18 protein-coding genes are annotated in these 21,580 nt (G+C 71.5%); 11 read left to right on the top strand and 7 right to left on the bottom strand.

What is annotated here, in order from left to right:
* Positions 1–162 precede the first annotated feature (162 nt).
* Genes OG819_RS01540 through OG819_RS01520 form a run of 5 tightly spaced genes read left to right on the top strand, consistent with a single transcriptional unit; the run spans position 163 to position 4,393 of the window.
* Positions 163–1,692 (top strand): ATP-binding protein, encoded by a 1,530-nt coding sequence (locus OG819_RS01540; protein WP_266647645.1) that lies wholly within the window; start codon positions 163–165, stop codon positions 1,690–1,692.
* The gene (locus tag OG819_RS01535; RefSeq protein ID WP_266647643.1) at positions 1,689–2,102 is read left to right on the top strand and encodes a roadblock/LC7 domain-containing protein; all 414 of its coding nucleotides are present in this window, start codon (positions 1,689–1,691) and stop codon (positions 2,100–2,102) included. Before OG819_RS01540 ends, OG819_RS01535 begins: the two co-directional genes overlap by 4 nt.
* Positions 2,099–2,458, top strand: coding sequence for a DUF742 domain-containing protein (locus tag OG819_RS01530; RefSeq protein ID WP_266647641.1), 360 nt, complete (start codon positions 2,099–2,101; stop codon positions 2,456–2,458). The genes OG819_RS01535 and OG819_RS01530 overlap by 4 nt, the downstream gene beginning before the upstream one ends.
* Positions 2,436–3,041, top strand: a complete 606-nt coding sequence (locus tag OG819_RS01525) for an ATP/GTP-binding protein (protein ID WP_266647639.1) — start codon at positions 2,436–2,438, stop codon at positions 3,039–3,041. Before OG819_RS01530 ends, OG819_RS01525 begins: the two co-directional genes overlap by 23 nt.
* On the top strand, positions 3,038–4,393 hold the full coding sequence (locus OG819_RS01520; RefSeq protein ID WP_266647637.1) for a cytochrome P450: 1,356 nt from the start codon (positions 3,038–3,040) through the stop codon (positions 4,391–4,393). Before OG819_RS01525 ends, OG819_RS01520 begins: the two co-directional genes overlap by 4 nt.
* A 49-nt stretch (positions 4,394–4,442) precedes the next feature.
* Here the strand turns inward: OG819_RS01520 and OG819_RS01515 are convergent, their stop codons facing one another.
* From OG819_RS01515 to OG819_RS01505, 3 genes are all read right to left on the bottom strand, one after another.
* Positions 4,443–5,705 carry a cytochrome P450 gene (locus tag OG819_RS01515; RefSeq protein ID WP_266647635.1) on the bottom strand — a complete coding sequence of 421 codons (1,263 nt, stop codon included), beginning with the start codon at positions 5,703–5,705 and terminating at the stop codon, positions 4,443–4,445.
* 230 nt (positions 5,706–5,935) lie between these two features.
* Positions 5,936–6,355, bottom strand: a complete 420-nt coding sequence (locus tag OG819_RS01510; RefSeq protein WP_266586816.1) for a DUF6114 domain-containing protein — start codon at positions 6,353–6,355, stop codon at positions 5,936–5,938.
* Positions 6,355–7,014, bottom strand: coding sequence for a DUF6230 family protein (locus OG819_RS01505; RefSeq protein ID WP_266591490.1), 660 nt, complete (start codon positions 7,012–7,014; stop codon positions 6,355–6,357). Before OG819_RS01505 ends, OG819_RS01510 begins: the two co-directional genes overlap by 1 nt.
* Before the next feature lie 617 nt (positions 7,015–7,631).
* On the opposite strand from OG819_RS01505, the gene OG819_RS01500 reads away from it, so the two are divergent.
* The gene (locus OG819_RS01500; protein WP_266586818.1) at positions 7,632–8,282 is read left to right on the top strand and encodes a Tat pathway signal sequence domain protein; all 651 of its coding nucleotides are present in this window, start codon (positions 7,632–7,634) and stop codon (positions 8,280–8,282) included.
* 18 nt (positions 8,283–8,300) lie between these two features.
* On the opposite strand, the gene OG819_RS01495 is transcribed toward OG819_RS01500, so the two are convergent.
* Positions 8,301–9,239, bottom strand: a complete 939-nt coding sequence (locus OG819_RS01495; protein WP_266647633.1) for a lytic polysaccharide monooxygenase — start codon at positions 9,237–9,239, stop codon at positions 8,301–8,303.
* 389 nt (positions 9,240–9,628) lie between these two features.
* Between OG819_RS01495 and OG819_RS01490 the strand changes: the two genes are divergently transcribed.
* Positions 9,629–11,443 carry a S8 family serine peptidase gene (locus OG819_RS01490; protein ID WP_266647631.1) on the top strand — a complete coding sequence of 605 codons (1,815 nt, stop codon included), beginning with the start codon at positions 9,629–9,631 and terminating at the stop codon, positions 11,441–11,443.
* A 77-nt stretch (positions 11,444–11,520) separates the two neighbouring features.
* A complete protein-coding gene (locus tag OG819_RS01485; RefSeq protein WP_266647629.1) occupies positions 11,521–12,687 on the top strand; it encodes a damage-control phosphatase ARMT1 family protein in 1,167 nt (388 codons plus the stop codon).
* A gap of 3 nt (positions 12,688–12,690) precedes the next feature.
* Here the strand turns inward: OG819_RS01485 and OG819_RS01480 are convergent, their stop codons facing one another.
* Both OG819_RS01480 and OG819_RS01475 read right to left on the bottom strand, forming a co-directional pair.
* Complete coding sequence (locus OG819_RS01480) at positions 12,691–13,956, bottom strand: cytochrome P450 (RefSeq protein WP_266647627.1); 1,266 nt, start codon at positions 13,954–13,956, stop codon at positions 12,691–12,693.
* Positions 13,953–14,810: an alpha/beta fold hydrolase gene (locus OG819_RS01475; protein WP_266629946.1), complete on the bottom strand. Its 858-nt coding sequence runs from the start codon at positions 14,808–14,810 to the stop codon at positions 13,953–13,955. Before OG819_RS01475 ends, OG819_RS01480 begins: the two co-directional genes overlap by 4 nt.
* 158 nt (positions 14,811–14,968) lie before the next feature.
* Between OG819_RS01475 and cyc2 the strand changes: the two genes are divergently transcribed.
* From cyc2 to OG819_RS01460, 3 genes are all read left to right on the top strand, one after another.
* Positions 14,969–17,290, top strand: a complete 2,322-nt coding sequence (gene cyc2 / locus OG819_RS01470; RefSeq protein WP_266647625.1) for a germacradienol/geosmin synthase Cyc2 — start codon at positions 14,969–14,971, stop codon at positions 17,288–17,290.
* 291 nt (positions 17,291–17,581) lie between these two features.
* A complete protein-coding gene (locus OG819_RS01465) occupies positions 17,582–18,697 on the top strand; it encodes an aminopeptidase P family protein (RefSeq protein WP_266647624.1) in 1,116 nt (371 codons plus the stop codon).
* 67 nt (positions 18,698–18,764) lie between these two features.
* Entirely contained in the window at positions 18,765–19,694 is a 930-nt protein-coding gene (locus tag OG819_RS01460; RefSeq protein WP_266647623.1) for an aminoglycoside phosphotransferase family protein, read from the top strand.
* Between the two features lie 27 nt (positions 19,695–19,721).
* On the opposite strand, the gene treZ is transcribed toward OG819_RS01460, so the two are convergent.
* Positions 19,722–21,467, bottom strand: a complete 1,746-nt coding sequence (gene treZ, locus OG819_RS01455; protein ID WP_266647621.1) for a malto-oligosyltrehalose trehalohydrolase — start codon at positions 21,465–21,467, stop codon at positions 19,722–19,724.
* Positions 21,468–21,580: the final 113 nt, after the last annotated feature.

Genomic DNA, 21,580 nt, shown 5'->3' with positions numbered 1-21,580 from the left:
CTCTCAACTCCCGTGCAGCTAGCGGTAGTTACTCCTCGTCAGCCTAGTGCATACAGTCCGTGCGCCCCACGGCAACTTCCTTGCGCGCGAGGGCAAGCGCTTGCGCCGGCGGACGGCTACGGTCGTGCGACCCGTCAACTTGCATATGCCATTGAGGACTTCATGACCGAACGGATACCGGAGGCGGCGTTCTGGTGCCTGGCCGTCGGCCTGCTCGCCGTCACCGTGCTGCTGGTGCGCCAGCGCGGGATCACCGGACGGCAGCGCGGCCGGAGCGCCGAGCTCGCGGACGCGCTACGGGCCCGGGACGAGGAGCTGCGCCACCTGGTCGCGGTCCGTCTGCCCGCGCTCGAGAGCGCCCCGCACCAGCCCGCACCGGCGACGGGCCGGCCACATCCTCCGGCGGGTCGATTCTCCTCGGCGGCCGGGGGACACCTTGCTGCGGAGGGGCAGACCTTCCCTGAGGCCGGTCGGCATCTCGCCGCGACGGGGCAACCCGCCACCGCGTCCGCACCGGCCCTGCCCGCCGTCGGACTGCTCGACGCGCGGCTGGCCGACACCGACTTCGCGAAGTGCCTCGACGGCCTCCTGGAGCGCTTCTCCGACGCCGTGCGGCATGCGCAGGCCCGCGCCGACCAGTCCGCGAAAGCCGCCCTCAAGGCGTCGATGCGCTCGATCCAGGCCCTCGCCAACGAGCAGCAGGTGTCCATCTCGGAGATGCAGGACCGGCACGACCACCCCGACGTACTGTGCGACCTGCTCGAGATCGACCACACCAACGCCCAGTTCGGCCGGCGCGCCCAGGCCATCGCCGTCCTGTGCGGCTCCTGGCCCGGACGCCAACGGGCCACCTCCCCGTTGATCGAGGTCGTCCGCGGCGCGACCTCCCGCATCCGCGACTACCGGCGCATCCGCATCAACGGGCAGGCCGACATCGCCGTCGAGAGCCGGGCCGTCGAGCCGGTCGTCCTCGCGGTCGCCGAACTGCTGGACAACGCCGCGCGCCACTCACAGCCGAACACCACGGTCGAGGTCAGCGTGCAGGCGGTGCACAACGGCGCCGTCGTGGTCATCGACGACGCGGGCGTCGGCATGGACAGCCGCGGGTCCGAGCACGCCGGCGCGCTGCTGACCGGCCGCCGGGCGGTCGACGTCACCCGTCTCGACGACCCGCCCCAGTTCGGCTTCGCCGTCATCGGCGTCCTCGCCACCCGCTACGGATTCGACGTCTCCGTGGACACCCGCTCCCCGTACGGCGGCGTCCGCGCCGTGGTCTTCGTACCGGCCGCGCTGCTCACCCACGCCGACCCGGTCCAGCCGCCCTCGCCGCCCGTGGAACCGGCGCGCGCGCCCCGGCGTACGGCCCGGACGAGCGCGCTCGCGGAGGCGACGACGGCCGGCGGACTGCCCAAGCGGCGCCGCCGCGCGCCCGTACCCGCGCCGGCCGCCGAACAGCCCCCGGCCGCAGTGGCAGCCCCGGCCGAGGAGGGCGGGGGCCGTTCCGCGGAGGAGAACGCTCGGCGCATGGGCGCCTTCGCGCGCGGCACCCGCTCCGCGCGGGCCGAGCGGGACATCGCACCCCCCGCACACACCCGGGCCGTGTCCCCCGAGAAAACCGAACCCCCCTACGACGCCCGAACCCCCTACGACATCGAAGCCCCCCACGAATCCGAAGGGAACACACAGGGATGATCGCGCCCATGACCAACGAGCTGGGGTGGATGCTCGACGAGGTCCTGAAGGTGCCGGAGGCGCGGCACGCCATCCTGCTGTCCGCCGACGGCATGCTCCGGGCCCACTCCGCGGACATCCACCGCGATGACGCCGAGCGGCTGGCCGCGGGCCTGTCCGGGGTGCAGTCGATCAGCCGCAGCACGGCCGAGTTCTGCGGCAGCGCGACCGCGCCGTGGCGGCAGACCCTGATCGAGTTCGCGCACGGGTACGTCTTCCTCGTCGCCGCCGGCGAGGGCGCCCATCTCGCGGTGTCCACCAGCGAGAACGTGGACATGGAGGCGGTCACGTACCGCATGCACAAGTTGGTCGACCGGCTCGGCAAGGAGCTGACCAGCCCGGCCCGGCAGGACACCGGCAGCCCGGCATGACGCCCGGGCGCCGGCCGGGAGGGAGGCTGGTGCGGTCGTACGTCGTCACGGACGGCCGCGCCCACCCCTCCCGCAACACCCTCGACCTCGTCACCCTGCTGATCGCCGCCGACGACCTGCCGCTGATGGGGCTGAGCCCGGAGAAGCGCCGAATGATGGAGCTGTGCCGGCCCGGAGCGCTGTCGGTCGCCGAGGTGGCCGGTCATCTGGAACTCCCGGTCAGCGTCACCAAAATACTGATCGCCGACCTGATGGACAGCGGTCACCTCGCCACCCGGGCGCCGATACCGGCCGCTCGTCTCTCCGACGCCCGCATCCTCCAGGAGGTACTGGATGGGCTCCGCGCCCGACTCTGACGACGTCCACCTCGGCCCCGGTGTGCGGACCGCGGTCAAACTGCTGGTCGTGGGCCACTTCGCGGTCGGCAAGACCACGTTCGTCGGCGCGCTCTCCGAGATCCGGCCGCTGCGCACCGAGGAGGTGATGACCGAGGCCGGCGCCCACGTCGACGACCTCGCCGGTTCGAGAGAGAAGACGACCACCACCGTCGCCCTCGACTTCGGCCGCCTCACCCTCAGCGACGCCCTGGTGCTCTACCTCTTCGGCACGCCCGGGCAGCACCGCTTCACCGGACTCTGGAGGGACCTGACCAGCGGAGCGCTCGGCGCGCTGGTACTGGCGGACACCCGGCGGCTGTCCGAGTCCTTCGACGTCATGGGCGTACTGGAGGAGCTGGGTCTGCCGTACGCCGTCGCCCTCAACGACTTCGACGACGCCTGCGCGTCGCACGACCTGGACGAGGTCCGCGAGGCTCTCGACCTGCTGCCCTCGACCCCGCTCGTGCGCTGCGACGCCCGCGACCGGGTCTCGTCCACCGAGGCGCTGATCGCCCTCGTCGAGTACCTCATGACCCGCAGCGGCGAACTGGAGCCCGTGTGACCTCCGAACCACCACCGCCCGGACCGCCACCTGGGTGCCCGGCGCACGAGCCTCTGTACGGGCCCGCGTTCGCGGCCGACCCCGCCGCCGTCTACCGGCGGCTGCGCGCGGCCGGACCGACCGCGCCCGTCGAGCTCGCACCCGGTGTCAGAGCCACCCTCGTCACCTCCTACGACGCCGCCCTGCACGTCCTGCGCAGCCCGGAGACCTTCTCCAAGGACCCCCGCCGCTGGCGCGACCTCGCCGACGGAACCGTCCCGCCGGGCAGTCCGGTCGTGCCGATGATGATGTACCGGCCCAACGCCCTGTTCACCGACGGCGAGCAGCACGAGAGGCTGCGCGGCGCGATCACCGACGGCCTCGCGCTCGTCGATCCGAACACCCTGCGCGGCTATGTGGAGCGCAGCGCCGACACCCTCATCGACCGCTTCGCGCCGCTCGGCACGGCGGATCTGCTCGGTGAGTACGCGCAGGTCCTTCCGCTGCTGGTCTTCAACCACCTCTTCGGCTGCCCGGCCGAGTACGGGGTCCGGCTGGTCGAGGGCATGTCCGGGATCTTCGACGGGGTGGACGCGGAGAAGGCCGACGAACTGCTGACCAGCACCCTGCTCGACCTGGTCGCGCTGAAGCGGGGCAACCCCGGTCAGGACATGACGTCCTGGCTGATGGCGCACCCCGCGGGCCTCACCGACGAGGAGATGATCCACACCCTCGTGGTGCTGATGGGCGCCGGTACCGAGCCCCAGCAGAACCTGATCGCGAACAGTCTGCGGCTGCTGCTGTCCGACGACCGGTTCGCGGGCGATCTGTCCGGCGGCAGCCTCCCGGTGGAGGACGCCCTCGACGAGGTGTTGTGGACCGATCCACCGATCGCCAACTACGCCGTGCACTATCCGCTGCACGACGTCGTGTACGAGGGAGCGGTGCTGCGCGCGGGTGATCCGCTGGTCGTCAGTCTCGCCGCCGCCAACACCGACCCCGCGCTGACGGCCGATCAGCGGGCGGGCAACCGTGCCCACCTGGCCTGGAGCGCGGGCCCGCACAACTGCCCGGCGCGGGGCCCGGCCCGGCTGATCGCGGCGGCCGCGGTGGAAAAGCTCCTCGATCGCCTCCCGGACATCGAACTGGACGTAGCAGTAGGTGAGTTGGCCTGGCGGCCAGGCCCGTTCCACCGTGCGCTGGCCGCGCTGCCCGTACGCTTCCCGCCCACCGCGACGGTCCAGCGACCCGAGAGCGAGCGGCAGTCGTCCGCGAGCCCCCTCCCGGCTCTCGCGACCGAGCCCCCCGTCTCGGAGCCCGACCACCGGCCAAGCGGCTGGAACCGGCTCCTGTCCTGGTGGCACGGGGAGTGAGCGCCGGACCCTGACGGCCCCTAATGGTCCCTAACGGACCCTGACGGCCCTAACGGATCCGGGCGGGCAGGGTGCGGTGGCCGTGCGAGATGAAGGAGTCCACCGGCTCCAACTCAGATGAATCCACGGCTAGTTGGAGACCAGGGAAGCGGTCGAAGAGGGCGGGCAGGGCGACGCGGGCCTCCAGACGGCCCAGCGGGGCGCCGAGGCAGCGGTGTACGCCGTGTCCGAAGGCGAGGTGCTCCTTGTCGGCCCGGGTGATGTCGAAGAGGTCCGCGTCCTTGCCGTGGCGCTCGGGATCGCGTCCGGCGGCGGCGTACGCGGCGAGGATCGCCTCGCCCCGGCCGATCACCGTGCCGTCCGGGCCGCCCAGTTCGGCGAGGTCGAGGTCCTCGACGGCGTAGCGCAGCGGCAGGCTCGCGACGGGGGCCTCGGCCCGCAGGGTCTCCTCGATCACGTCGTCCCAGGTGGCACGTCCGGCGCGGAGGTGCGCGAGCTGCTCGGGGTGGGTGAGCAGGGCGTGCACGGCGTTGTCGATGAGGTTGACCGTGGTCTCGTGACCCGCGCTGACCATCAGGACCAGCGTGTCGAGCAGCTCCTGCTCGCTCAGCCGGCCGTCGCCCTCGTCGCGGGCCGCGATGAGGCCGGACGTCAGGTCGTCGCCGGGTGACCTCCGCTTCTCGGTGACCAGTTCACCCAGTACGGCGTACAGCCTGGCGTAGTTGCTCGTCACCTCCTCGGGCTGCGCGGAGGTGTGGAAGACGCTGTCCACCAGGTCCCTGAGGTCGGCCCGTCCGTCCTCGGGCAGGCCGAAGAGTTCGCTGATCACCTGGATGGGGATCGGATAGCAGAACTCCTCCCGCAGATCGACGACTCCCCCGTGTTCTCCGGCCTCGGCGATGCGGTCGAGGAGGCCGGTGGTGATCTCCTCGATACGGGGTTGCAGCGCGGCCGTGCGGCGGGCGGTGAACGTCGTGGAGACCAGGGTCCGCAGCCGCTTGTGGTCGCCGCCGTACGCGGTGAACATGTTTTGCACCGCGACCCAGGTGAACAGCGGCCACTCGGGGGAGATCTCCCCGTTGATCCAGGCGGGCCAGTGCCGGCGCGGGTCCTTGGACACCCGTGGGTCCACGAGCAGTCGTTTGAGCAGCTCGGGGCTGCTGACCGCCCAGGCCTCGACACCACCGGGGAGAGCGACGCGGGTCGCGGGCCCGCGCGCGCGGATGCGGGTGGCTTCCGCGTGGATGTCACGGCCCGTCGCGTCCATCACCAGGGGACTCGGGTTTCCCGTCAAGGGACTTGGGGTTCCCATCGGGAGCCTCCCTGGCGCTCGGACGTCGGTGTATGGCGCGTCCACGCTATGCGAGGGTGGCGTTCCCGAGAGAGTTCGTCCGGCGTCCACTGCGTGGGAGGGCAAATTCCCTGCGCGTACAGGCAAGTCGGAGGCCGGCCCGCGTCCTGGGGTCGTCCCTTCGCAGCTCCCGCCCCGGCCGCCCATTGCCCTGGGCTCGGCCGGGGCGGGACCCCTTCCCTACCCCTTCTCTACGCCTCGGTCGCCATCTGCTGTCGACGGCGTCTGCGCAGCAGACGCCGCTTGCGCGGCTCCTGGTGCGGAAGCCAGCCGAAGGCCAGGCAGCTGCCGGTCGCTCCGAGGAGGAGGCCGATGAAGAAGCCGCCGAGGTTGGAGGTCAGCCAGGTACCGAGGGAGAGGAGGATGCCGAGCAGTGAGTAGAACAGGCGCTGCGCCGGGTTGAAGAGGATCAGCAGACCGCACAGGATCATGATGGTCGGCAGTAGATAGCCCGCCATGCCCTGCATCCCGATGTGCATGACGACCTTCAGGGACGCCTTCTCGGTGAGGAGGATCTCCGCTCCGCCCAGGGTGAGCAGCAGACCGCCCCAGAAGGGGCGGTCCGCACGCCACTGCCGGAAACCGGACCGCAGATCCCGGACGGCCGGCATCAGCAGCCCGAGTCGCTGAAGCGGAGCTTGAGACCGGGGAGCTTGAACACCGCGGCCGTGGTGGCGTAGTTGGTCTGCCGCAGGTTCCCGATGTGGACGGTGTCGGCCTGCTGGCTGAAGACGCCCTTGTTCCCCTGGACCCCGGCCTTGTCGAGCGTGCTCGCGTCGTTGCCGATCTCGATGTTGTTGAAGGCCGCGTCGCCCGACAGCTCGGTCGAGTCGGTCGTCAGGTTGGTCGCCTGCACCTTGTCCGTGCCGCCGCCCGCGGTGATGACCAGGTTCGTACCGCCCAGGTCGACGCTCTGGCACAGCTTGGTGAGCGTCGCGTTCTTGATCGCGGAGGTGATGACGAGGACCTGGCCGCCGGTGTCGCCGGCGTTCGGGCTGCCGTCGGCCATGTTGTCGAGGTTGCCGAACTGCTCGAAGCCGGTGCCGTTGAGCTCGGTGGCCGTGACCGTGAACGGCATGCCGGAGATGGCGAATTGCACTCCCAGGGCACCCTGGGCGGTGAGGATCATCAGTCCTGCGGCGACCGCGGTGGCAGGCACCGCCATCACCGCGGCGCGGCGCAGGCGGACCCGCCCACGTCTGCCGGAACCGCTTTCGGGGTTCTCGGGGGTCGAATCGGTGGACGCCGTGGCGTCCGAGGACGAGGCCATGTTCTGCTCCCTGGACATAGTCATGCAGGTGGGGCTTCAACGGGCACGTTGTCCTGGCGCGGACAGCGGCTGCCGCGCACGCCTCCTCACGACTCCCGGCGGTCGCAAGGGCTTTCTCGTTACGCGGCAGTAACCAAGTGGAAGTTACCGGGGGTTACATTCGCGGGTCAAGAGACTTGTGGCAAAGGGATGTTGATTGTGTAACACCTGTGGAGGCCGGGCCGTCCTGACCTCGCACTTGAGGCCGTGATGACCTTCAACTTCCTTACTACGCCTTGACGTTGACCATTTATGGGGTCTACAACTCTGCCTTGTTTCCCATGGATCCGTGGCGCCGGATCCGATGCGCGGCACGTATGCCACCTCCTGGACCCCCCGCTCCTCGCGGGGTGGCCGTGGCACGTCTGAACGTGCGGTGCGCTCCAACGCTGAATCCACCTCCCCCCGCGGCACCGGCACGGCACTTTCCCCCCTGGGCCGTGTCCGGTCGCCCGGCTTCCGCTGCCGGTCCGTGACGTAAGGAGAAGGCGTCACGGACCGGCAGCGGTCCGCCGTGGCGGCATGTCCGCGGCGGCGCCGTACACACCCGCACGCCCGTCTGAGAAAGAGGCACCCCCATGCGCACTCGATCCCTGCTCGCCCTCCTCGGCACCGCCGCCGCGCTCTCGGTCTCCGCGATCGCCCCCGCATCGGCGGACGACACCCCGGTGCTCACCGCCGGCGGCGCCGCCGTCGCCACCGGTGACGTCCTCACCGCCTCACTGGCGAGCGGCACCGCCGCCACGCTCTACTCCAGCGCGACCGGCACGAGCGGTGTCTCCTGTGCCGCGTCCGCCTTCACCGCCTCCGTCACCGACAATCCGACGGCCCCCGGCACGGCCACCGAGTCGCTCAGCGCCCACACCTTCGGCAGTTGCACCAGCAATGTCATCGGCGTGCTCGGCGTCACCAGCGTCACGGTCAACAATCTTCCGTACACCACCGCGGTCGCCTCGGCCGGCACGGTCACCGTGACCCCGGCCGCGGGCTCCACCATCCAGACCACCGTCGTCCTGCGCACCCTGCTGGGCAGCATCAACTGCGTCTACCAGGCGCCCAGCCTGACCGGCACGTCGAGCAACACCGACAACAGCATCACCTTCACCAACCAGGCGTTCACGAAGTCCTCGGGCTCGTCGCTCTGCTTCGCCAGCGGCTACTTCACCGCGAAGTACGCACCCGTCAGCGACACCACCCAGTCGGGCAGCCCGGCGGTCACCGTCAACTGACGGAACCCGGACGACCGCTCACCGGCGGCGGCGCAGCGTGATGGCGACGCCGGCGGTGAGCAGCAACGCGGCCGCTCCCCCCGCCCCTGCGACGAGGGGGAGCGTGTTGCTGGAGCCGGACGAGGTGTCCGCGGCCGGCGTGAGATGGTCGGGCGCGGTCACCACGGTCGTCGCCGCGCTGCTCTCCGGGGCGGGCGACGGTGACCGGTCGGCGGGGGCGGTGGTCGTCCGCGGGCTCTGCGGAGCCTTCCGGGTGGCCGTGGCTGTCGCACGCGCCGGGGACGAGGTCGTCGGCGCGGCGGCCCCGCCGCCACCGCTCGCGCTCGGGAAGACCACGTCCGAGCACGAGTAGTACGTGTCCGTCGTGCTCGTGTTCTGCCAGATGGTGTACAGCATCTGCCGGCCTGTCCGGTCGGAGGGCAGCGTGGCCTTGATCCGGTAGGCACCGTTCACCAGCGCGGGATCGGTGGCCGTGGCGAACGGTTTCGTCGGCAGATCGGACCACTTGAGGGGCTTGGTCGGGTCGTACCCGGGCTTGGACAGATACAGCTTGAAGGTTCCCGTGTGCGGAATCGTCGAACTGTAGGAGAGCGTGAAGGTCGCGCCCGGCGTCATCCGCGTCGAGGGCCAGTCGGCGCGGGCCAGGTTCAGTCCCTTGTAGGCGGGCAGGCCCCCGCTGCACAGCTGCCCGTCCGGGATTAGCCGGCGGTCCCGGCCGGCCACACCGGCGACCCGGAGGTTGTCCCAGGCGGTGAAGGGTGCGCCGTTCGCCGCGATCGCCGCCTTGCAGGCCGCCGTAGCGGTGTTGCTGCCGCCTTCCGGCGAGCACGCCACCACTCGACTGACCGGATCCGTCGGTGCGCCGTGCGCCTGGGCCGGACCCGCGGCCCACGTCATGAGGAGCAGCGGGGCCGCCACGGCGACAGCGGCCGCGGTGGCGGTGCGGTGTGCGGTCATCCGGTGGGTCTCCTCGCGGGGGTGGGGGCGGCGGGTGCGGCCGTACGGCATCGCGCGCAGACGCGGCCGCACAGTGAAGTACGGGGACACGGGGCCCCGCGTTCAGATCCGCCGGCCGGGTGAAACCGGGCACTCTCGGCCAACTGGGCTCGCTCGAGGGTCGGTTACCGGCCAGATCGAGGGTTTCCCCTGTATCCGTATTACCTGGGCTTTGCCTATCGTTCGGGCACAGCCGACCCACAGGCAACCCCTGACCGGTCGCTCGCGACGTATGGCCGGCCACCGCGCCGCTTCTGGACTGCACCCCCCGCCGCTTCGACGACGAAGCGATTCGACCGCTGCTCCGCCGCGTCTCGCACCGCCCGGAGCCGGCCACGAAAGGCAAGCCCTTGCGTCCCGCCCCCTCACGAGAAGTCCGACGGAAGCTGATATCCGTCGCCGCGGTCTCCGCGGCCCTGCTGGCCGGAATGACCACCACGGTCGCGGCCCAGCCGTCCACCGCGACCTCCACCGGCAAGGTGGCGGTCACCCCGGTGGCACAGGCCACCGCGCAGGCCGTCGCCGCTCCCGCCGAGCGCCTCATCGTCGGATACAAGTCCGGCGCCGCCGAGGCCACCTCCAACTCCGCCGCCTCCGCCGACGCCGAGACCAAGGGCAAGGAAGCGGGCGAAGACCTCGACTTCGCACGCCGCCTCGGCACCGGCGCGGCCCTCGTCGACCTCGGAGACAGGCTCGGCACGAAGGACGTCGCCGACGTCATCGCGCGGTACCGGTCCGACCCGCAGGTCGCGTACGCCGTGCCGGACCGGCTGAACACGCCGCAGGCCGAGCCGAACGACACCGAGTACACCAAGCAGTGGGACCTGTACGAGGCCAAGGCGGGCATGAACGTCCCCGGGGCCTGGTCCACCTCCACCGGCAGCGGGGTGACGGTCGCCGTCATCGACACCGGTTACGTGGCGCACACCGACGTCGCCGCGAACGTCGTCGCCGGCTACGACTTCATCTCCGACACGGCGGTCTCCGTCGACGGCGACGGACGCGACAGCAACCCGGCCGACCCGGGCGACCACTACGCGGCGAACGAGTGCGGCTCCGGCATCCCGGCGAGTGACTCGTCCTGGCACGGCACGCACGTGGCGGGCACCATCGCGGCGGTCACCAACAACAACAAGGGCATCGCGGGTATCGCCTACGGTGCGAAGATCTCCCCGTTGCGCGTCCTCGGCAAGTGCGGCGGCTACGACTCCGACATCATCGACGCCATCACCTGGGCCTCCGGCGGCACCGTTTCCGGCGTTCCGGCCAACGCCAACGTCGCCAAGGTCATCAACATGAGCCTCGGCGGCAGCGGCGCCTGCACCTCGGCCACCCAGAGCGCCATCACCGCCGCGGTGAACCGGGGCACGACGGTCGTCGTCGCGGCGGGCAACGACAACGACAACGCCGCCGACTACTCCCCGGCGAGCTGCAACAACGTCATCACCGTCGCCGCGACCGGCCGCAGCGGCTCCCGGGCCTCCTACTCCAACTACGGCTCGATCGTCGACATCTCCGCCCCCGGCGGCGACATGAGCACGGCCACCGCCAACGGCATCTACTCCACGCTGAACTCCGGTACGAAGACCCCCTCCTCGGAGTCGTACGCGTACTACCAGGGCACGAGCATGGCCACCCCGCACATCGTGGGCCTGGTCGCGCTGATGAAGTCGGCGAACGCCTCGCTCACCCCGGCCCAGATCGAGACCGCCATCAAGAACAACGCCCGTGCCCTGCCCGGCACCTGCTCCGGCGGCTGCGGCGCGGGCCTCGCGGACGCGACGAAGACCGTGCAGGCCGTGAGCGGTACGACCACGGGCACGACCTTCTCCAACACCACCGCCCTCTCGATCCCGGACAACGGGGCGGCCGTCGAGTCCTCGATCGCCGTCAGCGGCCGCACCGGCAACGCGCCCTCCGCCCTCCAGGTCGGCGTCGACATCACCCACACCTACCGCGGTGACCTGGTGCTCGACCTGGTCGCCCCGGACGGCTCGACGTATCGCCTGAAGTCCTCCAGCACCTCGGACTCCGCGGACGACGTCAACACCACCTACACGGTCGACGCGTCCAGCGAGACCGCCAACGGCACATGGAAGCTCCGCGTCCAGGACGTGGCCGCCTCGGACACCGGCAAGCTCAACAGCTGGAAACTGACCCTCTGAGCGCGGCCCACGGGGGGAGGGGCGGCCCACGCGCGGCGTGGGCCGCCCCTTTCGGCTCAGCCGGTAGCGTGAGCCACATGTCTGAACCCGCCGACGCGCCCGTGATCCTCAGCGACGAGCCGGGCTCGTTCCCCTGGAGCGTGCTGGCCGAGCGGCATCCGGCCCTCATCCGGAAGGTGCGGGACGCCTTCCCGTACGGCCCCGAGCAGCACCGAGCGCTCGACGCCCTGCTGAAGAACGCCACCGAGGGAGTCGTCGAACCGCTCGGCGAGCGGGCGGCGGACCGTGAACAGTGGGAGCGGTGGGGCGCCACGGAGTACTTCGGCCGCTCCTGGTTCGATGTGCCCTTCCTCTGGTCCGAGAGCTACTTCTACCGCCAACTCCTCGAAGCCGTCGGCTACTTCACTCCCGGTGCCTGGAAGGGCATCGACCCCTTCCGCCCTTTCAAACTCGCGGAACTCGACACCCCGGAGGCGGACGAGGAACTCGCCGCGCTCGACCCGCTCACCGAGCGGCCGGTCGAGGAGCGCGAGGGGGCGCTGCTGCACGGCTCGCTGTGGGGCAACCGCGCGGACCTCGGGTTCCGCCTCGTGGCCGCAGCGGGGGAAACAACCGTGGATGCCCAACTGGTGGCCGACGAAGGCGAGGTGCTGCAGTCCCTGTTCGCCGGCGGCACCCTCTGCCTGGTGGCGGACAACTCGGGCCGGGAACTCATCCCCGATCTGCTCCTGATCGACCACCTGCTCCACCACCGCCGCGTCGGCCGCGCCCTCTTGCAGGTGAAGCCGTACCCGTACTACGTCTCCGACGCCACGACCGCCGACGTGATCGACGCCCTGCGCCACCTCACCAGCGCGAAGGGGGCGGCGGGCGAGTCCGGCCACCGGCTGTGGGCGGCCATGACCGACGGGCGCCTCACCGTCCGGGCCCACCCCTTCTCCTGCGCCCCGCTACCATACGCCGACATGCCCGACGACCTCCGCCGGGAGTTCGCCGAGGCCGACGTCACCCTCATGAAGGGCGACCTGAACTACCGCCGTCTGGTCGGCGACCGGCTCTACCCCGCCGACACGCCCTTCGCCGAGCCCACCGCGTACTTCCCGGGCCCGGTCGCCGCGCTGCGCACCCTCAAGTCCGATGTGATCGTGGGCCTGGACTCCCGTACGGAGGCCGCCCTCGACGCGGCCGAGGGCCGGCGCTGGCGTACGAGCGGCACGCATGCGCTGATCCAGGTGCGGGTCTGATGGTCAAGCGGCCTCCAGGGGCAGCGACTTGATCCCGTTGATGAAGTTCGAGACGAGGCGTCGGGCAGGCGCGGCCGTGCGCAGTACGGGCAGGGCCCGCAACACCTCCTCGTACAGCACACGCAGCTGAAGACGGGCGAAGTGGGCGCCGAGACAGACGTGCGGGCCGTCGCCGAAGGAGACATGGGGGTTGGGGGAGCGCGTCAGGTCGAGCCGGTCCGGATCGCTGAAGACCCGCTCGTCGTGGTTGGCCGAGGCGTGGAAGACGACCACCTTGTCGCCCGCGTGGATGCGCTGCCCGGCCAGCTCGGTGTCCAGGGTCGCCGTACGGCGGAAGCTGAGCACCGGCGGATGCAGTCGCAGCAACTCTTCCACCGCTGGGCCGAGTTCGCTGCTCCCGGCACGCAGGGTGGCGTAGGCGTCCGGGTGGCGAGCGAGTGTCAGGATTCCACCGGGCGCCGCGCTGCGCACCGTGTCGTTGCCCGCGACCGTGAGAAGGAAGAAGAACATCTCCAGTTCGGTGGCGGTCAGTTCGGGGTCGGCGGCGAGGGTGGTCATGACGTCGTCGCTCGGATGGTTCTTCTTGTAGAGGGCCAGTTGGTGCGCGTATGCGAACATGTCCCGCAGCATCGCCGGGGAGCGTGGATCGACCGGACGGCCGTGCGCGTCGAGCACGGGCTCGCCCGCCTCGTCGGGGTCCTGGTAGCCGATGACGCGCTGGGTCCAGCGCAGCAGCAGGCCCCGGTCGCGCTCCGGAACGCCGAGCAGGTCGGCGAGGTTGAGCAGGGCGTACTCGTCGGTGACGGTGGCGACGAGATCGAAGACGCCGTCGCCCGCGCGGGCCTGTGCCACCGCATTCCCGAGCAGGTCCCGGGCCCGGGCGCGGACGGCCGACGCGAAGTGCTCGACACGGCGAGGAGTGAAGGCGCGGCTGACCAGCCTCCGCAACCTGCCATGGTCCGGGGGATCCTGATTGAGCATCATGCGCCGGATGAAGGGCAGGTCGTCCGGGTCGGGATCGCGGATCTGGGTCGCTCCGAGACACGAGGAGTACGTCGCCGAGTCCTTCAGCACCCGGACCACGTCGGCGTGCCGGGTCACCGCCCAGAAGCCGGGCCCGGCCGGCCAGCCCAGCACCTCGGACTCGTCCTGCCAGGCCACGGGGTGGTGGTCGCGCAGGGTGCGGTAGGCGGCGTACGGGACCCCGTCGGCGTACCGCCGGGGATCGAAGACGTCGGGGACGGGCGGGGCACTCTCGCGTACGCTCACGCCGGCTCGTCCTCCCGCTCGCTCGCGCCCACCCCCTCGTCGCGGCCCGTATCCACGTCCACCTCCTCGCCGCTGCCCCGGCCCGCGTCCTGCGAGCGCAGGAAGGCCTCCACGACGCGGATCAGGTCCAGCGGGCTCTCGTCCATCGCGTAATGGCCTGCCCCGGGCAGCTCGAACAGCTCCGCGTCCGGGTACCAGCACATCCAGGTCTCCCGCATCAGACCGGCGGACAGCGCGGGATCCAGCGCCCCGGTCACCGCGAGCGCGGGCACCGTCGCGCCCTCGACCTCGGTGTGGAAGTCGTCGCCGGCCCAGGAGTCCAGATAGGCGCGGAACGCCTTGGCGTCGCTGAGCTCCAGCGAGCGCGCCACCATCCGGTCGAGCCACGCGGCGGGCAGCCGGCCGCCGGTCGTGAAGTCGATGATGGCCCGCCGGTTCCCGGGCTTGTGCGCGGCGTCCGAGAACAGCTCCCACTGGTCGGCGGGCAGCGGCAGCCCGGACGCGGGCACCGGTGAGATCCCGACGAGTCGGCGCAGCCGGTCCGGGGCGAGCGCCAGCAGGCGCTGGGCGACGGCGGCGCCCATCGAGTGGCCGACCACCGAGAACCGCTCCCAGCCGAGCCGGTCCGCCAGCTCGACCACGTCGGCGGCGGCCTCGGCGGTGGTGTACGCGCCGACCGCGTCCCTCGCCTCCCCGTAGCCGCGCAGATCGACCAGCGCGTACTGGAACGCGGCGCGGTCGAGATCCGGGACCACCGCCGCGTAGGCGGACCGGTCGGCGAACCAGCCGTGCACGGCGATCACCTTGTGGGCGCCGTCGCCGTGCACTTCATGGGGAAGGACGAAGGAGGTCATGCGACCACCGTGGCCCGACGGGCGCGGGTCGGCAAGAGCGCGTGTCGGAGCGCCCTCGGGGCCCGTGCCGTTGACAGGAAAAGGGGTAAATTCACGCGATGGTGTGATCATGTCCCACCCTGCGGATGTCCCCGGAGGGCCCTGGGTAGGGCCCGGCCATGACGCAGCCGTTCGAACTCCCGCACTTCTACATGCCGTATCCCGCGCGGTTGAACCCGCACCTCGACGAGGCGCGCGCCCACACGGTCGAATGGGCCCGCGGGATGGGCATGTTGGAGGGCTCCGGCATCTGGGACCAGTCCGACCTCGACGCGCACGACTACGGACTGCTCTGTGCGTACACCCACCCCGACTGCGACGGCCCGGCACTCTCCCTCATCACCGACTGGTACGTATGGGTCTTCTTCTTCGACGACCACTTCCTGGAGACCTTCAAACGCACCCAGGACCGCGACGGCGGCAAGGCCTACCTGGACCGGCTGCCCCTCTTCATGCCACTGGACCTCTCGACCCCCCTACCAGAGCCGGAGAACCCGGTCGAGGCGGGGCTCGCCGACCTCTGGGCGCGCACGGTGCCGGCGATGTCGGTGGACTGGCGGGCGCGGTTCGCGGTGTCCACGGAGCACCTGCTCAACGAGTCGATGTGGGAGCTCTCCAACATCAACGAGGGGCGGATCGCCAACCCCGTCGAGTACATCGAGATGCGCCGCAAGGTGGGCGGCGCCCCCTGGTCGGCGGGGCTCGTGGAGTACGCGACCGCAGAGGTGCCCGCCTCCGTCGCGAGGACGCGGCCGCTGCGGGTGCTGATGGAGACGTTCTCCGACGGGGTCCATCTGCGCAACGACCTGTTCTCCTACCAGCGCGAGGTCGAGGAGGAGGGCGAGCTCAGCAACGGCATCCTCGTCCTGGAGACCTTCTTCGACTGCACCACCCAGGAGGCCGCCGAGACCGTCAACGACATCCTCACCTCACGCCTGCACCAGTTCGAGCACACGGCCCTCACCGAAGTGCCCGCGATCGCCGCGGAGAAGGGGCTCACCCCGGACCAGGTCGCCGCCGTCGCCGCCTACACCCAGGGGCTTCAGGACTGGCAGTCGGGTGGCCACGAGTGGCATCTGCGCTCCAGCCGCTACATGAACGAGGGCGCGGTGGAGGGCAGCCGGCCCCCTGGCCTCGCCGGGTTCGGTACGTCCGCCGTCGACATCGGCGCCCTGCTCTCCGCGGCCGGGGCGGAGCGGCTGCGCCGCTACACCCATGTCCCGTACCAGAAGGTCGGCCCCTCCCTGCTCCCCGACTTCCACATGCCCTTCGCACTCGAACTCAGCCCCCACCTGGACGGCGCCCGCGACCGCCTCACCGGCTGGATGCACGAGCAGGGCATGCTCCAGGAGGGCGTCTGGGACGAGGACAAGCTGGCGGCGTACGACCTTCCGCTGTGCGCCGCGGGCATCCACCCGGACGCGACCGAGGAAGCCCTCGACCTCGGCTCGCAGTGGCTGGCCTGGGGGACGTACGGCGACGACTATTACCCGCTGGTCTTCGGGCACCGCCGCGACCTGGCGTCGGCCAAGCTGACCACCGACCGTCTCTCGGCCTGCATGCCCATCGACGGCGAGACGACCCCGGTTCCGGCCAACGCCATGGAGCACGGCCTCCTCGACCTGTGGCGGCGCACGACGGCGAAGATGACCCCGGACGAGCGGCGCAAGCTGCGCGGCGACGTGGACAAGATGACGGAGAGCTGGGTGTGGGAGCTGTCGAACCAGCTCCAGCACCGCATCCCCGACCCGATCGACTACCTGGAGATGCGCCGCGCCACCTTCGGCTCCGACCTCACCCTGAACCTCTGCCGCCTGGGCCACGGCCCCAAGGTCCCGCCCGAGGTCTATCTGAGCGGCCCCGTCCGGTCGTTGGAGAACGCCGCCATCGACTACGCGATGCTGATCAACGACGTCTTCTCGTACCAGAAGGAGATCGAGTACGAGGGCGAGGTCCACAACGCGATCCTCGTCGTGCAGAACTTCTTCGGCTGCGACTACCCGACCGGTCTCGGCATCATCCACGACCTGATGACCCAGCGGATGCGGCAGTTCCAGCACGTCGCCGCCAACGAACTGCCCGTCCTGTACGAGGACTTCAAGCTCCCGCAGGAGGTGCGCGGGATCATGGACGGCTATGTGGCGCAACTCGAGCACTGGCTGTCCGGAATCCTGAAGTGGCACCAGGACTGCCACCGTTACGGCGCCGAGGACCTGGCCCGCCGCGCCCACGGCTTCGTACCGGACCGGGCCCCCGCGGTGCCGTTGCCCGCGGCGGAGGTCGTACCGGCGTTCAGCCCGCGGCCGGAGGCCGAAGCCGCGCCGGAACCCACTCCGCGGACCGCGGAAGGCGCCACTGCGTCGTTCACCCTGCCCAAGGGGGTGGGAGCGGCCGCGGAGTTCGGCCTGCCGAGGGCGGAGGCGGTGCCTGTTCCGCATTGATGTCCCTACGGGTGTCGGCATCGGTGTCCGTAGGGGCGCCCGTACGGACGCCCGTACCGGGGTCCGCGCCGATGTCCGTCGCCCCGGCGAGGCTCCGCTCCACACTCGTCCTCGCCGGCCGTCCCGGAGAGCCCCACGAGGAGCTCTCCGGCGGCCTCGGCGACCGGTACCGCGTCGTCGGCCGAGCTCCCGGAGTGACGACACGGTCGTAACCGGCTCGCGCCCGCTTCGGCAAAAGGGCAGGATGCTGCCCGTAGCCCCTGGGAAAGCTCCGGACAAGCGGAGGCATGGATGACCGTCACGCCCGCGCCCTTCACCGCCGGTGACTACGAGGCCCGTATGCGGCGCGCGGCCGAGGCCGCCGCGGACGCGGGGCTCGACGGCGTCCTGATCGCCCCTGGGCCCGATCTGGTGTGGCTGACCGGCTACCGGCCCGGGGAGACCGAGCGGCTCACCCTGCTGGTGCTCAGGGCCGGACAGGACCCCGTGCTGGTCGTGCCGACCCTGGAGGCCCCGGACGCGGCAGCGGCGGCCCCCATGCTGACCCTGCGCGACTGGACCGACGGCAAGGACCCGTACGAGGCGGCCGCGCCCCTGGTCGGGAGCGACGGACGCTTCGGCGTCAGCGACAACGCCTGGGCCATGCATCTGCTCGGCCTCCAGCAGCGGCTGCCGGACACGCGGTACGTGGCCCTCACCGCGGCCCTGCCGATGCTGCGGGCGGTCAAGGACGCGGCGGAGGTGGAGCGGTTGGCGGAGGCCGGGGCGGCCGCGGACGCCGCGTACGAGGAGATCCGGAAAGTACCCTTCGCGGGGCGCAGGGAGGCCGAGGTCGCCGCGGACCTCGCCGACCTGCTGCGGCACTTCGGACACTCCCAGGTCGACTTCACCATCGTCGCCTCGGGCCCGAACGGGGCCAACCCGCACCACGAGGCCGGTCAACGTGTCATCGAGCGCGGTGACATGGTCGTCCTCGACTTCGGCGGCCTCAAGCACGGCTACGGCTCCGACACCTCCCGCACGGTCCACGTCGGCGAGCCGGACATCGAGGAGCGCCGGGTGCACGACGTCGTGCGCGCTGCCCAGGAGGCGGGCGTCGCCGCGGTCCGGCCGGGGGCCGCCTGCCAGGACGTCGACCGGGCGGCCCGCGCCGTCATCACCGAGGCGGGATACGGCGAGTACTTCATCCACCGCACCGGGCACGGCATCGGCGTCACCACCCACGAACCGCCCTACATGATCGAGGGCGAGGAGCTGCCCCTCGTGCCCGGGATGTGCTTCTCCGTGGAGCCCGGCATCTATCTGCCCGGCCGCTTCGGAGTGCGCATCGAGGACATTGTGACGGTGACCGAGGAGGGCGGATGGCGCCTCAACACCACGTCCCGAGAGATGGCGATCGTCGACTGACCGGCCACCAGAAGTACTCCCCAGGGCCTCCCGGCAGTCCAAGGCCCCCGACGGCAACGGCGCGACCATGACCCAGGTACCGACACCGACCGCGGACACCGTCCGCCGACTGGTGCGTTCGCTGCCGGCCGCCGGTGAGGCGGCGGGCGCGGGCCCCGACGTCCGGCCCGTCACCGAGGGCGGTGAGCACTTCACCTGGTGGGTCGGCACCCGCCATGTGCTGCGCCTCGCCCCGGACGGCGAGGCCGCCGTGCGCCGGCGCCGCGAGCTGCGGCTGCGTGACCTGGTTCGCCCGCTCGTCGGGGTCGCGGTGCCGACGAGCGTCGCGCACGGCGACTGGGCGGGCGGGCTGACCTACACCCTCGACACCCGGCTGCCCGGCCGCTCCGGCGAGGTGCAGCACGTCTCCGCGGTCGGGGAGGCGGACCTCGCCGGCCTGCTCACGGGGCTGCGCGAGGTGTCCGTACGGCAGGCCGAGGCGCTCGGGGTGCCACGGGCGGCGCCACGCTCCCTGGAGGAGCTGCGGACGGCCGTGGAAGCGGCCGCCGAGCGGCTCGCCGCCGCCGACGAGTTCGACCCCGGACGCCTCGCCCAGCTCACCCCGCCCGCCGCCGGCCAGCTCGCCGCGCAGACCGCGGCCGCCGTCCTCGTCCACCACGGCCTCAAGGGCGAACACCTGGTGGTGAGCGCCGACGGGCGGGTGCGCGGGGTCCTGGGCTGGACCGACGCGGTCCTCGGGGACCCCGCCGAGGACATCGCCGGGCTCGCGATCGCCGTCGGCGCCCCCGCCGCCGTACGCGCCGCCACCCTCGCCGGCTATGGCGCCCGCCCTTGTCTGCGCGGCCTGTGGCTGTCCCGGTGCGACACGGTGATCCGCCTCGCCGAGCGTCTGCGGGGCCGCGCCGAGGGCCCGCTCCCGCTGCTGCGGACCCAACTGGGCCGCGCCTGGGAGCCGATCCTCCTCGAACGGGTCACGGAACTGCCGGGCGACGACTGAGCCCGGCAGCGCGAAACCGTCCGGCGCTCACGTCTGCGTCAGCACCACACACGACTCGCCGGGCACGCTCAACAACCCGTCCGCGTCCGGCGCCTCGACCGGTTCCCACGCGGCCAGCACCCGCGCGTGGCGCAGGCCCAGCGGGATCGCGGCGGCCTCCTTGCCGAGGTTCACCGCCACCCGTACGTCTCCGCGCCGCAGGGCCAGCCAGCGGGCCTGGTCGTCGTAGGCGACCTTGACGGCGGCGAGGTCGGGGTCCGCGAGGTCGGGCTGGCGGTGGCGCAGGTCGATCAGCTCGCGGTACCAGGCCAGCACACGCGCGTGGAGAGTCTTTTCGGGCTCCGACCAGTCCAGGCAGGAACGGTCGCGGGTCGCCGGGTCCTGGGGATCGGGGATGTCCTCCTCGGCCCAGCCGTGCGCCGCGAACTCCCGGCGCCTGCCCCGCCGTACGGCCTCGGCGAGCTCGGGATCGGTGTGGTCGGTGAAGAACTGCCAAGGGGTGCCCGCCGCCCACTCCTCGCCCATGAACAGCATCGGGGTGAAGGGCCCGGTGAGCGTCAGCGCGGCCGCGCAGGCCAGCAGCCCGGGGGAGAGGGACGCCGACAGCCGGTCCCCCTGGGCGCGGTTGCCGATCTGGTCGTGGGTCTGGGAGTAGCCGAGAAGCCGGTGCGCCGAGACGCGCGTACGGTCCAGGGGGCGACCGTGGCGGCGACCCCGGAAGCTCGAGTACGTGCCGTCGTGGAAGAAACCGGACGTCAGCGTCTTCGCGAGCGTCGCGAACGGAGCCCGTGCGAAGTCCGCGTAGTAGCCCTGCTTCTCACCGGTCAGCGCGGTGTGCAGCGCGTGGTGGAAGTCGTCGTTCCACTGCGCGTGCAGCCCGAGACCGCCCTCCACGCGCGCGGTGACGAGCCGCGGGTCGTTCAGATCCGACTCCGCGATCAGGAACAGCGGCCGGCCCAGATCGTCGGCGAGAGCGTCCACGGCCGTCGACAGCTCCTCCAGGAAGTGCGTCGCGCGCGTGTCCCGCAACGCGTGCACCGCGTCCAGCCGCAGCCCGTCCAGCCGGTAGTCCCGCAGCCAGGCCAGCGCGCTGCCCACGAGATACGCGCGCACCTCGTCCGAACCCGGTGCGTCCAGGTTCACGGCCGAGCCCCAGGGCGTCTGATGGGTGTCCGTGAAGTACGGCCCGAACGCGGGCAGATAGTTGCCGGACGGGCCGAGGTGGTTGTGCACGACGTCGAGGACCACGCCCAGACCGAGGTCGTGCGCCCGGTCGACGAAACGCTTCAGCGCCTCCGGGCCGCCGTACGGCTCGTGCACGGCCCACAGACAGACACCCTCGTACCCCCAGCCGTGCCGCCCGGGGAACGGGCACAGCGGCATCAACTCGACGTGCGTGACGCCCAGTTCCGCGAGGTGTTCGAGCCGCTCGGCCGCCGCGTCCAGCGTTCCTTCAGGGGTGTACGTCCCCACGTGCAGCTCGTACAGGACCGCGCCCGGCAGCGGTCGCCCCGCCCACTCGGTGTGCCACGCGTACTGAGCCTGGTCGACCACCGCGCTCAGCCCGTCCGGGCCGTCCGGCTGCCGCCGTGAGCGGGGATCGGGCAGCACGGGGCCGTCGTCCACCGCGAACCCGTACCGCGTGCCGTCCTGCGCGTCCGCGTCGCCCGTCCACCATCCGGCGCGCTCCGGATCGCGCTCCAGCGCGCGCGTGGCGCCCGCGCAGTGGAGCGTCATCCGGTCGGCCTGCGGTGCCCACACCTCGAACCGCACAGACGGTTCCCCCTTGTCCGCTCTCCGTTGTCCGCTCTTCGTGACAGAGCGCGACGTGAGTGACGCAGCATGTCGTGACGTAGCACGTCCATGGTGCTTCACACGAGATCAAT

It is taken from the genome of Streptomyces sp. NBC_01549 (genome assembly GCF_026339955.1).
GTDB lineage: Bacteria > Actinomycetota > Actinomycetes > Streptomycetales > Streptomycetaceae > Streptomyces.
This window is presented reverse-complemented; position numbering and strand designations above follow the sequence as displayed.

Bases quoted from the DNA above. Each gene is read 5' to 3' on its own strand.
- OG819_RS01460 (WP_266647623.1), top strand. From the start codon at position 18,765: ATGACCCAGGTACCGACACCGACCGCGGACACCGTCCGCCGACTGGTG.
- OG819_RS01525 (WP_266647639.1), top strand. From the start codon at position 2,436: ATGGGCTCCGCGCCCGACTCTGACGACGTCCACCTCGGCCCCGGTGTG.
- OG819_RS01540 (WP_266647645.1), top strand. From the start codon at position 163: ATGACCGAACGGATACCGGAGGCGGCGTTCTGGTGCCTGGCCGTCGGC.
- OG819_RS01515 (WP_266647635.1), bottom strand. From the start codon at position 5,705: ATGGGAACCCCAAGTCCCTTGACGGGAAACCCGAGTCCCCTGGTGATG.
- OG819_RS01535 (WP_266647643.1), top strand. From the start codon at position 1,689: ATGATCGCGCCCATGACCAACGAGCTGGGGTGGATGCTCGACGAGGTC.
- OG819_RS01505 (WP_266591490.1), bottom strand. From the start codon at position 7,014: ATGGCCTCGTCCTCGGACGCCACGGCGTCCACCGATTCGACCCCCGAG.
- OG819_RS01495 (WP_266647633.1), bottom strand. From the start codon at position 9,239: ATGACCGCACACCGCACCGCCACCGCGGCCGCTGTCGCCGTGGCGGCC.
- OG819_RS01530 (WP_266647641.1), top strand. From the start codon at position 2,099: ATGACGCCCGGGCGCCGGCCGGGAGGGAGGCTGGTGCGGTCGTACGTC.
- cyc2 (WP_266647625.1), top strand. From the start codon at position 14,969: ATGACGCAGCCGTTCGAACTCCCGCACTTCTACATGCCGTATCCCGCG.
- OG819_RS01510 (WP_266586816.1), bottom strand. From the start codon at position 6,355: ATGCCGGCCGTCCGGGATCTGCGGTCCGGTTTCCGGCAGTGGCGTGCG.
- OG819_RS01500 (WP_266586818.1), top strand. From the start codon at position 7,632: ATGCGCACTCGATCCCTGCTCGCCCTCCTCGGCACCGCCGCCGCGCTC.
- OG819_RS01485 (WP_266647629.1), top strand. From the start codon at position 11,521: ATGTCTGAACCCGCCGACGCGCCCGTGATCCTCAGCGACGAGCCGGGC.
- OG819_RS01465 (WP_266647624.1), top strand. From the start codon at position 17,582: ATGACCGTCACGCCCGCGCCCTTCACCGCCGGTGACTACGAGGCCCGT.
- OG819_RS01475 (WP_266629946.1), bottom strand. From the start codon at position 14,810: ATGACCTCCTTCGTCCTTCCCCATGAAGTGCACGGCGACGGCGCCCAC.